Origin of the sequence: Segatella hominis (assembly GCF_019249725.2) — a bacterium.
Lineage (GTDB): Bacteria > Bacteroidota > Bacteroidia > Bacteroidales > Bacteroidaceae > Prevotella.
This window is the reverse complement of record NZ_CP137560.1, coordinates 262,521-275,000: the sequence shown is the minus strand read 5'-3', so window position 1 is coordinate 275,000 and position 12,480 is coordinate 262,521. Positions and strand designations below refer to the sequence as shown.

General features: G+C 42.2%; 13 protein-coding genes and 1 pseudogene. 9 read left to right on the top strand and 5 right to left on the bottom strand.

From position 1 onward, the window contains the following. Nucleotides 1-314 precede the first annotated feature (314 nt). The 4 genes from KUA50_RS16710 (at nt 315) to KUA50_RS16695 (ending at nt 3,989) form a co-directional block, all read left to right on the top strand. On the top strand, nt 315-485 hold the full coding sequence (locus KUA50_RS16710) for a hypothetical protein (protein ID WP_218456617.1): 171 nt from the start codon (nt 315-317) through the stop codon (nt 483-485). A 243-nt stretch (nt 486-728) separates the two neighbouring features. Next, nucleotides 729-2,903, top strand: coding sequence for a hypothetical protein (locus KUA50_RS16705; RefSeq protein WP_218456598.1), 2,175 nt, complete (start codon nt 729-731; stop codon nt 2,901-2,903). A 5-nt stretch (nt 2,904-2,908) separates the two neighbouring features. Then, the gene (locus KUA50_RS16700) at nt 2,909-3,499 is read left to right on the top strand and encodes a DUF4112 domain-containing protein (RefSeq protein WP_218456597.1); all 591 of its coding nucleotides are present in this window, start codon (nt 2,909-2,911) and stop codon (nt 3,497-3,499) included. A gap of 154 nt (nt 3,500-3,653) precedes the next feature. Continuing rightward, a complete protein-coding gene (locus KUA50_RS16695; RefSeq protein ID WP_318346090.1) occupies nt 3,654-3,989 on the top strand; it encodes a hypothetical protein in 336 nt (111 codons plus the stop codon). A 46-nt stretch (nt 3,990-4,035) separates the two neighbouring features. Here the strand turns inward: KUA50_RS16695 and KUA50_RS16690 are convergent, their stop codons facing one another. Then, a complete protein-coding gene (locus KUA50_RS16690) occupies nt 4,036-4,896 on the bottom strand; it encodes a ThiF family adenylyltransferase (RefSeq protein ID WP_218456595.1) in 861 nt (286 codons plus the stop codon). A 170-nt stretch (nt 4,897-5,066) separates the two neighbouring features. Here KUA50_RS16690 and KUA50_RS16685 point away from each other — a divergent pair. Continuing rightward, nucleotides 5,067-5,294 (top strand): annotated as a pseudogene (locus KUA50_RS16685) (alkaline phosphatase family protein); the annotation flags it as partial. Between the two features lie 205 nt (nt 5,295-5,499). Next, complete coding sequence (locus KUA50_RS16680; protein ID WP_218456594.1) at nt 5,500-6,123, top strand: ATP-binding protein; 624 nt, start codon at nt 5,500-5,502, stop codon at nt 6,121-6,123. A 215-nt stretch (nt 6,124-6,338) separates the two neighbouring features. Here the strand turns inward: KUA50_RS16680 and KUA50_RS16675 are convergent, their stop codons facing one another. Further along, the gene (locus tag KUA50_RS16675; RefSeq protein WP_218456593.1) at nt 6,339-7,379 is read right to left on the bottom strand and encodes a carbohydrate porin; all 1,041 of its coding nucleotides are present in this window, start codon (nt 7,377-7,379) and stop codon (nt 6,339-6,341) included. Nucleotides 7,380-7,737: 358 nt separating this feature from the next. Between KUA50_RS16675 and KUA50_RS16670 the strand changes: the two genes are divergently transcribed. Continuing rightward, nucleotides 7,738-8,211, top strand: coding sequence for a PaaI family thioesterase (locus tag KUA50_RS16670; RefSeq protein ID WP_218456592.1), 474 nt, complete (start codon nt 7,738-7,740; stop codon nt 8,209-8,211). A 69-nt stretch (nt 8,212-8,280) separates the two neighbouring features. Here the strand turns inward: KUA50_RS16670 and KUA50_RS16665 are convergent, their stop codons facing one another. Together KUA50_RS16665 and KUA50_RS16660 are read right to left on the bottom strand one after the other, a co-directional pair. Beyond that, nucleotides 8,281-9,117: a CPBP family intramembrane glutamic endopeptidase gene (locus tag KUA50_RS16665; protein WP_218456591.1), complete on the bottom strand. Its 837-nt coding sequence runs from the start codon at nt 9,115-9,117 to the stop codon at nt 8,281-8,283. Between the two features lie 234 nt (nt 9,118-9,351). Continuing rightward, on the bottom strand, nt 9,352-9,567 hold the full coding sequence (locus KUA50_RS16660) for a hypothetical protein (protein ID WP_218456616.1): 216 nt from the start codon (nt 9,565-9,567) through the stop codon (nt 9,352-9,354). A 169-nt stretch (nt 9,568-9,736) separates the two neighbouring features. Between KUA50_RS16660 and KUA50_RS16655 the strand changes: the two genes are divergently transcribed. Then, nucleotides 9,737-11,179, top strand: coding sequence for an alanine/glycine:cation symporter family protein (locus KUA50_RS16655; RefSeq protein ID WP_218456590.1), 1,443 nt, complete (start codon nt 9,737-9,739; stop codon nt 11,177-11,179). 39 nt (nt 11,180-11,218) lie between these two features. Next, nucleotides 11,219-11,755 (top strand): TlpA family protein disulfide reductase, encoded by a 537-nt coding sequence (locus KUA50_RS16650; protein WP_218456589.1) that lies wholly within the window; start codon nt 11,219-11,221, stop codon nt 11,753-11,755. A gap of 139 nt (nt 11,756-11,894) precedes the next feature. Here KUA50_RS16650 and KUA50_RS16645 read toward each other — a convergent pair whose 3' ends face one another. Further along, on the bottom strand, nt 11,895-12,437 hold the full coding sequence (locus tag KUA50_RS16645) for a beta-class carbonic anhydrase (protein WP_218456613.1): 543 nt from the start codon (nt 12,435-12,437) through the stop codon (nt 11,895-11,897). Nucleotides 12,438-12,480 lie beyond the last annotated feature (43 nt).

The window sequence follows — 12,480 nt, the reverse complement described above, 5'->3', positions numbered from 1 at the left end:
CATATTTCAAGGCTTTTCTTTTCAAAGTTTTCAATAGGGATGCTGAGTAGTTACAAGGTATGGATGTAGGAAGAAGGAGGGAGTGGAGTCCCTGAGATGTGAAATATAAGAGGAATCCATAAGATTTCTTGTTAAAAATTTGGTGGCTTATCAGATTTTTTCTAGCTTTGCAGAAGATTAGCTGCACTCGGCAATTTGAAAGCAAGTTTTCATTGCGCTCGTTTGTACAATCTTTGCGAAATGAAGTAAACAACTAGCTGTTTCGGCTGAAAAGCCGGTGCAGCCATATATAACAACTTAAAAACCGAATGCTTATGAGTAGAGTATTTCAAGTAAAGCCAAAGCGCCTCAAACACTCAAATGGTATTGTCCTCACTCCCGATATGGTAGTGACAGTAACAACCATGCAGCACACCGCCACCCCTTTTTACAATGGAGCCAAGGAGGTGCATAAATATATTGATCTCTATGCTTTTATGAGTTAAAGATATTCTAAGGCAATATTAATTATGTCTTTTGTTAATAAAAAGTATAATAGCAAATAGTCAGTACCACAGAAAGTTTTAAATAGAAATAATAATATTGGAACCTCTGTCACTATTTGACACACTTATATAGTTATTTTGCAGCCGAAATCGAATGTATAACTATATAAGGTAATGTAACAATGAAAAAGAATAGTCGTAGGTTGTGATAAAGAATAAATTAATATAAATACGATGAAAAGTATGGCTGATAATCAAAATGTTTATCAGGCAATCAAGACGATTGCTGATGAGCTCTGCAAAGAGAATAAGACGTATCTTCGTGCAGATTTGGCTTTTGAACTGAAGAAGTATGGTATTGCTTCCGATTCCTCGGAGGTGAGTAAGCTGGTATTTGATGCCTACAGATATTTCCATGATAATGGCAATATCGCCATTGCTTTTGTTTCCAATAATTCACGTACAACCCTTGTGGCTGAATACAAGTTGAATGACAGTCTGGAACAGGGCAACAAGGAGGAGGCTTTGAAGATAGCCGAGACGGAACTGGCGTTGTCTTCATCTGCTTTGGAGCAGTTGAAAGAGCAAGTGGAATTGAACCTTAACCTGGTTCTTGCTAAGGGAACGTCGAAGATGGCTGATATTGTCATGGGTACGAATGGCGTGAAAGATGTTAGAAGTAAGGCTTCCACCATGTTTGATAAATATACCAAGATGGTGGAGGCTTATCACTATGCTGAGGATAGCGTTCGTGGAAACATCGAAGATTTTACTTCCTTGCGTAGTGATATCGGGACGGTTTATCGTGACTATGCCCTGAAACTGATTGATATCTATGGCGACTCTATTAAGATGGTTTCACCTGATCTGTTCGACTTTAAAAGAATAGAGTGGCTGGATGTGGACGAGATGCTTAAGTATGTGGAGCTGGAATATAACAAGCTCACGGAAAAATGTGCAGCTTTGATTGGTGAGATTTCTGTTAGTTTCCGTACTTCCTTGCAGGGTTCCCTGCAGGCTTATAAGTCGTTGTCGAACGGCAACAAGTCCTTGGGCTTGGCGATGGCAGGCTTGACGATGCTCGAACACTATATGGGAGCAAGTGAACGCGCTAATCGATTGAAGTCTGATTTATCAGTTTTCCAGATGAGCGTGAAGCATGACGCAACTCGGATCAAGGCTGATATGGGACGTTTGTTGGTAATCTGCAAGACGCTCAATGATGTGGTAATTCCGAAGGCGAATGTGTTCTTGCGTTATGGAGAAAAACTGTTAGATTCTGACTTGAGAGCGACGTTTGATGCTTTGTATGAGAATGAGAAAATTCGCCCATTAGAGGAGCAACGAAGAAGTTTGCTCCAGCAGATGAAGGCGCTGGACATGGAAATGAACGATCATCTTCAGAACATCGATGTCTATACCTCGCTGATTAATGATATCACCGCTACCTTGGAATCAAAGCAGGGAAGTTATATGGAAGCGAAGGCGAAGAAGCCTTCCAAGCCTTTCTTCCTGTTGAATTGGATTACCTTTGGTATGGCCAACAAGAACTACTATCGTGACTTCGCCGAATGGAATGCAGTATGCTTCCCACTTGTAAGAGAATATGAGAGCTATCAGGTAGATTTGAAATTGGATCAGGAGGAATTGGAATCGCATCGTGAGGAACAAACCCGTATCAAAAATGAGTATGCCAAGCTCTCAAGTGAACTGGATAAGGTTTCTAAGGAAATCAGAAGCAAGATAGTTTGCTCTGATGAATTGAAGCTGAAGATGCTGAAACATCTTCGTGATATGGTTGCCATGTTGAAACTTGGACGTGAAATCATGGAGAGCAAGATAGATGAGAAGTTGGTGCATACGGTAGATATTCCCGATTATCGGGAGGCAGCCAAGCTTCCTGCTGATGTGGAGCAGAACCTTTCTCTGTTTACAGGAATGTTGGCAGATAATCTTCATGCCGACAAGGATATGGCTAAGAATTTGCTCGATGGAGTGGAAGCATACACGAAAGACCATAAGAAGATAGAGGGTAAGACCGCACAACAGAACAAACCTGCAGAGTATAGCGAGGAAGACTTGGCGCAGTTAACTGGTGCTATGGAACAATCCTTACAGAAAGGTATTGCTCTGTTTGATAGTTTCGCTAAGCTCAAAGCGCAGCAGCTCAGTGGTAGCTTGGCTTCGGCTGCATACGATAAGGAGTTGAAGAAACATGCTGATGAGTTTAAGCGTGAAATGGCTAAGATAGACAACAAGGGTGCTTATCTTCGTGAGGTGTTCAAGCGTATCAATCTGGCTGGTAGTGAGGAGGAACGTAAGCAGGCTATGGAGTTGATGAGCGACTTGAGCGGTTTCTCTCTTTCGGAACAGGAGTTCACGGAATTTATAAATGGTAAGAAACAAATAGAATTATAAGGTGTATGAAAAGTTCAAGAAGACAGCAAGCCCAGGCTGATTTGGGTATGGATTTCGCAAAGGAAGATCAAAAGCGAGAGGCTGCTCTTGCCAAAGAACAGGCGAGGGCTGATAAAAAAGCTGCAAAGCGTGAGAAGATGATGAATATGCCATCATATCGTCTGATGGTAGGTACGGCGAAGTATATGGACAAGTATTTCTTGGATCCTATCCTTGGTTTCGTCCTTCCTGCCGGTATCGGTGATGCTTTGTCGAGCGTGTTAGCATTCTCGTTCATCTATTATAGTCTGTGTGTGGTTAAGTCTATTCCGCTGACATTGGCTGTCATCTATAACATCTTGATGGATGTGCTGATAGGAGCCATACCTTTCTATATTGGTGATGTGCTGGATGTATTCAAGCGTTCGTATGTTGAAAACTTGAAGTTGATTACAGGCTATATCGAGGATGACAAGGAGATTATCAACAAGGTGAACAAGAAGGCTTTCTGGACGGCTGTGTTCATTGTCGTGCTTTGCTGGTTGATTTATGTGGTAATTTCGTGGTCCATTCGCTTGGGAACCATGGTTTGGGATTGGATAGTTTCATTGTTCTAAAATATGAATAGCAACATTTTCTTTCAGCCTTTCGTCGGCAATGATTATGCCAACGGGGGGATATTCGGCAAGTGAATCATGATATTGGGCGAGAGTCATTATTGTGATGAGGAAATGTGTGGATTGTGGAGATTGCCGTCTGCATCGGGAGTGTATGAACTTTACGCAGCAGGTGCTTGATGATTATCTCAATGAGAATAAGGAACGGCAAAACTGGATGCGGACTTTCTTGAAGTTTGAGCGTTCGCTGGTGGGAGAGGAGACTGATCTGACGATGAGGCAGAAGATTTGGAACTCGGTGGTATTCTTCAACTATCTGCAAGTAGCGATGGGTGGTCCTCGCGAGGCTGGCGTGATGGCGGTGAATCATCCTTACGTTGGCTACTTGACGAGGATATCCCTCTATGCGAAATACCACAGCTTATCAAAAACATGGATGCTGAAAGAACTTCACTATCCGTGTTTAACCTTTAGAAAAAGCAAGATGTGAGATATTCGCCTGTGAGGGATGTAAATATCAGTCTATGATATGATAATCAATCGATGATGTGATTGATTACCATACCTGCAATTGCCATACCGAAAGTAGCGGTGATGTGGCAGAGTGAACCATTGATCTGCGCCTTGGTAGAGCACCATTCATGTTCTACAAGACTCTGATCGCCAGGAGCGTCATAGACGGCAGTGTCTGTTCCCCGTTCTCCGCTGAGAAGTTTCGCTTTAGGACATAGGCACCCGCCTGTTCCGCAGGCTTTGTTTACACCCATATTCTTCATCGGTGTTTCCTCGCTATATACGCATTGAAATTTGCGGCGAGGGAAGGATTTGTTCTTCTTGAATTTTTTACGCAAGGCTTTGGCTAAAGGATCACCTTCTACTTTCCAGAACTCTGCCTTCCTGACCTTGAACGGGTCGCGACGGAGAGCAGCACCCATAGAAGATATGAATGTGATTTCCTTTGGAAGAGCAGTGGCCCGGAGTATCAGGTCGGCCTTATCCTTGAGTGAGTCGATGGCGTCTATGATGAAGTCATATTCCTCCATGTGGAATTCGTCGGCAGTCTCAGCCTGATAGATTTTCTGATAAGCCGTGATGTTGGCATTGGGATTGATCTCCAGCAGTCGTTCGCGCAGTGCATCCACCTTTACTTCTCCGATGGTACGGCTTGTTGCCATCAGCTGGCGGTTGCAGTTGGTTACGCAGACACGGTCGCTGTCCACGATAGTGATGTTGCGCACGCCGCTGCGCAAAAGTCCCTCGGCACACCAAGAGCCCACACCTCCAATACCGAAGATGAGCACACGTGCCGACTGTAATTTCTCCAGATTATCCTTTCCTAAGAGCAGTTCTGTGCGTCGCTGCATTCCTTGCTCCATTGTTGTTATTCTGTCTCCCATTTTGTCTGAAATAATATTATTTTTACTGCTACGTTTCTTTCTTTTGCGGGTGCAAAGATACAATATTTTGAAATAGCTAGCAAGAATTTACCAATTTTTATTGCAAATACTTATCTCATGCGATTTATTCCGATTGGTTCTGATGAGTTTAATAGTTTCTTCATTTTTCCATCATATCTTTGAAATATTCATCCGCTGTTCAGCGCCCAAAGTTGGTAGTGGGCATTGTTGTCGATCAGATGAGATGGGATTATCTCTATCGTTATCAGAAACGTTATGGTGAAGGAGGATTCAAACGATTATTGCACGAGGGTTTTTCATGCAAAAATACAATGATTCCTTATGTTCCTTCGGTTACAGCCATCGGTCATACCTGCATTTATACGGGCAGTGTTCCGTATAGCTGTAGAAGTTTTGGATAGGTTTTGCCGAAATGGATTGCTAGGAAATAAGATTGAAGCAATCTTTGTATTTTTTTTCGTCTATGGACGAAAATCTTAGCAAAAGCAGTGAAATTTTCGTGTATAGCCGAAAATCTTGTTAAAAACAGAGATATTTTCGGCTATACACGAAAAAATGCTATCTTTGCACAAAAAATCAAGTATGAACGAAAATATAGAATCAGTAAAGAAGTATAATCTTTGGTTTGGCAACACCATCGATTGCGGTTTTCCCCGTCCGCTTTATACCGAAAGTGTCGCTTCGTATCTTGGCAGCAAGGTTGTGAAGGTACTTACGGGACAGCGACGTGTGGGAAAAAGTTATATATTGCGTCAAACAGCCATGCATCTTGTGCAGCAGGGTGTCAGTAGCAATAATATTGTCTTTATCAACCGTGAACTAACAGCGTTTGATTTTATAGAGAACTATAAAGATTTGGATAATTTTATTCGTTTGTACCGGGAGGAATTGAAACCTGAAGGACGAATTTATATCTTTATAGATGAAGTGCAGGATATTGATGGTTGGGAACGTGTAGTCAACTCGCTGTCTCAAGATTATACTGAAGATTACGAGATATTTATCACAGGTTCTAATTCTAAGATGTTCTCTGGAGAATTATCTACTCTTCTATCTGGTAGATATGTGGAATTTCACATATTCCCGTTGTCTTACGAGGAATATGCGAGTATTCATCAGCTTCCTGCCGGCAGAGTGAGTTATTTGCAGTATATGGCGGATGGTGGTTATCCTGAACTTGTGCATTTCCAGTCTTCCGATGTATAGCGGATAACTATGAAAAAGTAGTAGTATCGCTTGACGATCTTCAGTTGCCTTCTCGCAAAGGCATAACGCATGTGAGGGCATGGGAATTATCTCAGATGTTATAGTTTCATTCAGAATAGTAGATAGCTGCTGTTTTATCATATAAAAAAAGTGTACATCATTTTAGCTTCTAAAAGCTAAAATGATGTACACTTTTTGCTAATTATCTCTTTCCTTTAGAAACTGACATAGAGTCGGGCACTGAGTGCCGTGAAATCTCCATTGTCGTTTTTGATGTACTGGAACGATGGCTGAAGGGAAATGGATTCCGTCAGCTGTCTTTTCCACGTTACTTCCAGCGAATATTCCGAACCCTGCTGGAAGCGGGCGTACTGGCCAGACAATCCGCACTCGTTCTTTTCGTCCTGATAGGCGCCGCCCAACTCTGCGTATCGGTAGCAGGCATTTTGATGACTGGTGTTCTCGGAATATTGCACCATGCACGAAATGTTCCTGTCGCCAGCCTTCCAAACGCTCTGCTCTCCGTAAATCCACCAGCCACAGGTTGTTTTGCCCTTGGATTCATCGGCAGAAACCATTTCGCCATCCTCGTTGATTGGATATTGACGGGTATGGACGGCAGCACCCGCAAAATATTTTCCACCTTTATGTTCATACTCCAACTGCGACATGTTGAAGATTCCATCCTTCTTCGGGCGAACCAGGAAAGGATTGTCGTGGGCTTTCCAGCCATTATATCCCGCACCATTATACAGACTGTTTCTGAAAGTCCATCCTCCCTTGGTTACATCAAAGTAAAGGGTCAAGCCTGAATACGGATAGTTGGCTATCGGATAGCTGGAAGCAACCGTAGGAAAGATTCCCTCAGAACTGTTCTGGAAAAGTGCCGTAACATCAGAGGTGAAGAAATCCTCGTTCACGTTTCTCACACCCACAAACAGATGGCCCGAATTCCACTCGTGCATGTAGCCCAGCACGGCAAGCATGGCGAAGTTATTGTCTGCATCTATGTTAGAAAATCCCTGCCAGTCATCAATAATGCCATCATTGGTCTTTGCCACATGCAGCGTAGCCACCTCGAACGAATCCTTTCCTTTTCCTATCGGTACACTCAGTTCCAATCTCAGCTGATTGATCAGATTCGTATTTTTGTTCATGTCCCATTGCCATTCAGAAATATATTGTCCGTTAAAGCTCTGTGCATAAGCAAGGCAAATATTGATGCTGCCTAAAATAATAAAAATAATTCTCTTCATTTCTTTATGTTTTTGTATAATCTTCATGTTTTGTATCATTTCTTGTTCACTTACTCGCCACTCGCGAGCATCTCGCTAATTCATGCTGCAAAGGTATAGGATATTTCTAAATCCAGCAATACTTAATAATTGGTATTTTTATTTATTCTAAATAATGAAGTGCTCATCTTTATCCCCATTTCTAAGTATTTTTTATTTCTTCTAAATAGTTATGGCTCCGTCTGACCCCCTATTTTTAGGTAGTCAGACGGAAAAACAATAATATTTTTTAAAAACTTTGCCTTATCAGATATTATTCGTACCTTTGCATTGTTTTAAAAAGTTTAATCAGTTAGAAATCAGTTTAATCAATTAGAAAATGAAGAAGATATTAAATCCATATTTGAACAAGGAGGGTTACAACTGCGTTTGTTGTGCCCCCAACAATCCTGTAGGATTGCATCTTGAGTTTTGGGAAGAGGGTGAGGACATTCTTACCATCTGGAATCCCGGCGAGAATTACCAGGGCTGGATCAATACCCTGCATGGCGGAATCATCAGTATGCTGATGGATGAAGTGGCAGGCTGGGTCATCAACCGCAAACTGCAGACCACCGGCGTGACGATGCAGCTCAACGTGAAGTACAAGAAGCCTGTGATGACTACCGATTCTCAGATTACGGTGCGTGGTCACATCGCCAGTCAGCGCCGCAACATCGTTACCATCCACCTGACCCTGGAGAACTCCAAAGGCGAGGTTTGTGATGAGGGCGAAGCTGTCTATTTTACTTTCGGACCAGACAAAGCCAGGGAAATGGGGTTCGATGGCTGCAAGATAGAAGGGGAGGAATAGTTCTCCCCTTGTGGTGAAGAATTTGATAAGGAAGCCTTTCTTATGAAGACTTCCTTTTATGAAGTCTTTTTATGATGCAGCAGTCTTCTTGTTGAAGAGGCAAATCGAAAGGATGATGATTGCGATGCTTATCAGGCTGAGACTTGCTTCCATCATTGGAGTGCTGGCGATGTAAGTATCGTAGTATTCTACTGGAATCAGACAGAGCGTATTGTTGGTGATGTGGATGATGATGCTCGGAATCAAACTCCTGGTTCGGTAACACATCCACGCCATGAAGATTCCCAGAATGATGGCTCCTGGAATCTGTGCCGGATTGAGATGAATGAGGCCGAACATGATGCTTGAGCCGATGATAGCATACCAGGGACTGATGTTCCATTTCAGCATCTTTCGCATCATCAATCCGCGGAAGAGGTATTCTTCGGCTATAGGAGCAATGATGCAGAGCATCAGGATTCCAATCGGATTATGTTCCAGGTTAACAATTTCCTGCTCTATGTAATCAGGCAAATCCATGAAACTTTCTAATGCAGATATCGGAATGGCCTGGAACAATCCCACTATAAAGGCCAGCAAGAAGATGATGGTCTTAGGCATCTGCTGAATCTTTTCCAGGCGAACACGCAGATGGAATTTCTTCCGGCATTTATGAATCATATATAGCTCTGCTGCCAGCATATAAATTGCCATGGCCCATGCAGAGCTATTGATGGTTGTCTTCGTCAGGAATTCGATAAATTCGCAGCTCAAAGCTGCTGCAATGCCAACCGGAAAGGCTGCAAGCATGGACATCAGATAGACGTAGATGGCACTTTTGGTGCCAGGCCATGCACGATACAGGAACCATCCCTTGGTTCCGTTTCTTCCCTTTGACAGGATTGCAGAAAGTTTCTCTTTTTCCATAAAGCTATAGTTTTTGTTTGTCATTAAAATCTTATTTTTTGTAGAGATGCTGCCAACCAGCGCAATGAAAGCTTACTTTCAGATTGCCGAGTGCAGCAAATTTTATGCAAAGATATAATAAAATCCAGGTTTGTTGAGTTAAGTACATGTTATTTTTTGTCAAAATACCAGCACCCCCTCGAAAAAGTATAGTTTTGTTTGTCATGCTCTGTCTGCGTTTAAAAGTTCCTTGAATCACAATTCCTCAGAAAGCCGTTTCCTGCTCCAGATGGAAACAAAACTAACGCAAAAAGCAATGGGCGTGAATGCTGTAAGTGGGAAGGTGACCAATGAGCAGGGCAATGTGGTGGAATCTATGGTTTGAGCTAAAAGAGCATCAATTTGCTCCATAATAGAAAAAATTCCTCCAAAAGGAGTGAGTTTCTCAGATTTTATTTGTATTTTTGCCATGTCATTCAGAGTTTTATTTGTTATTTATTTTGCGACACTAAGATAAGTGAAATTTCTGACATGACAAAATCCGGAGCAACTTGTTGTTGCTCTGGTGCTTATAAAAAATATTAAATTATAGTGTTGCGGAAATAAGGTTTGATAGATAAATTATTCAGCTTTTTAGAAAATGGTAGAATCAATACAAAACATTTTTATTCAGTTTAGCGATTTTCTCTGGTCGTATATTATTATTTCTGTCCTGATCTTCTGTGCGGTGTTTTTTACGTGGCGTACCCGATTTGTACAGTTCCGTCTTATCAAGGAGATGGTGAGGTTGTTGCTTCATCCAGATAAGGTGCAACCTGAAGAAATAGGACATGACGAACTTTCTATGGATGTGAAGGTGGATGGGGAGATGAAGCATATCTCTTCTTTCCAGGCCTTTGTGGTGGCACTCGCCAGTCGTATAGGTACAGGAAATTTAGCTGGCGTGGCTACTGCCATCAGCATTGGTGGACCAGGAGCTGTGTTCTGGATGTGGATGCTTGCTTTGTTGGGTTCGGCTTCGGCTTTTATCGAATCTACGCTTGCCCAACTCTATAAGCGAAAGGGAAAGACTTCTTTTTATGGCGGTCCTGCCTATTATATGAAGTATGGATTAGGAAAGGGATGGATGGGAATTCTCTTTGCCGTTTTGATGATCATCACTTTCGGTTTTGCCTACAATTCCGTGCAGAGCAATACCATCTGTCTGGCATGGCAGAAGGCTTTCGGTTTTGAACCTGCTACTATGGGTATAGTTCTCACTGTACTCACTTTGCTTATCATTTTCGGTGGAATCCAGCGTGTGGCAAAATTCTCTTCTACAGTGGTTCCTCTCATGGCTATAGTCTATCTGCTGATAGCCGTTGGTGTGGTCATCTGGAATATAACCAGTCTGCCAAAGGTTTTGCTGACTATTATAGAAAATGCTTTCGGATTCAATCAGGCTGCTGGAGGTGTGTTAGGTATTACCGTGATTCAGGGCATTAAGAGAGGTTTGTTCAGCAATGAGGCTGGTGAGGGTAGTGCGCCAAATGCGGCGGCTGTTGCTACCGTGAGCCATCCGGTAAAACAGGGATTGATACAGGCTCTTGGCGTCTTTACGGATACGCTGGTAGTTTGTTCCTGCACGGCATTCATCATCCTGGTAAGTGGTGTGGACGTTACGGCTTCTAATGGTATTCAACTGACGCAAGATGCCTTGACCCATGAAATCGGTAGTATTGGAAATCCTTTTGTGGCTGTGATGATATGGCTTTTTGCTTTTAGTAGTATCATTGGCAATTATTATTATGGTGAAACCAATGTGAGATATATCAAGGATTCCAAGTTAGGAGTCTTCATCTATCGTCTTGCTGTGGCTGCGATGGTCATGGTAGGAGCCGTTGTCTCGCTTGATTTTGCCTGGAGTTTTGCCGACATCACGATGGCATTGCTCACCCTGTGCAATCTGGTAGCCATCGTCTTGCTTTCCCGTCAGGCGGTTTTCTTGCTTCAGGATTATCGCAAGCAGAAGAAAGAGGGAAAGAATCCTGTTTTCAAAAAGGATATGATGCCGGAAATCGCAGATCAGTTGGAGGCGTGGTAACTTTCAGGTAAGGTATAAATATAATTAATGTGTTGAGATATGAGAAAGTTTTTATTATTCTTGTCTTTGATAGTAGCTATGGTTTGTAAGGCACAAACCAAGCAGGAGCTGTTGCCTGTGGGTACAATGGCACCAGATTTTACAGTTACCGATAGCGTGACGGGGAAGAAATTGTTCAGCCTTTCTGAATTGCGCACTCAAGTTACAGATGATGGTAAGGTGAAGGCTGGAGTTTGGGTGGTTCTCGATTTCTGGGCTTCCTGGTGTCCTGACTGCCGTAAGGATATGCCTACCGTGAAGAAGATAGATGAAAAATATGGTAAGAAAATCAAACTTATCGGTGTTTCATTTGATACAGACAAGGCGAAGATGAATGGTTATCTTTCTGCCAATCAGTATTCATGGTTGCAGTATTCTGAATTCAAGAAATGGAAAGAAACTCAGATATCTAAAGATTATCATATCTCATGGATTCCAACATCTTATCTCATAGATCCAGAAGGAAAAATTGCTTTTTCTTCTCTGAATGCTGAGGAAATGCTTGAAAAACTTGATTCTTTGGAGGCTGAATTATAGAAAAAATGAGGATGTATCAAAACGTAATGTTTGGTACATCCTCATTTTATTATAATAGTTTTTAGATATTTTCTTTTCCTGTCATTATAATGCCATTCCTGCTTCGTATGAAGCAGATAGATGGCTTTTTCTTAAAAAATTATTTTACTTCAGTCAATTTTCCTGTCTGGGAGTCGATGATATAACCATGCAGATTGACATCCTTGGGAACGAGAGGGTGGTTACGAATGGCGTTGACTGTATTTCTGACAGAATCCTCTGTATCGTGAAAACCTTCCAGCCAATGATCAAGGTCGATACCGCAAAGTCCGATAGTATCAATGACATCCTGATGAATTCCTCTCTTGACCATGAGTTCCTTCATCTGTTGTCCGTTCATGTGGCAGGCACCACAATTGGAATGGGCGATGACCATGATTTCCTTTACTCCTAATTCATAAATGGCAACCAGGAGGCTGCGCATGGCTGAATCAAATGGGCTGATGACCAGTCCGCCTGCATTCTTGATGAGTTTAGCATCTCCATTTTTCAGTCCGAGGGCTGCTGGCAGTAGTGCCGTCAGTCTGGTATCCATACAAGATAAGATAGCAAGTTTCTTGTCTGGGTACTTGCTGGTTAAATACTTCTCATAACCCTTATTGGCTACGAATTGTTCGTTATACTTGATAATTTCTTCAATAATCATAATATTGATGTTATTTATTCTCTTAAATTAATTAATGACG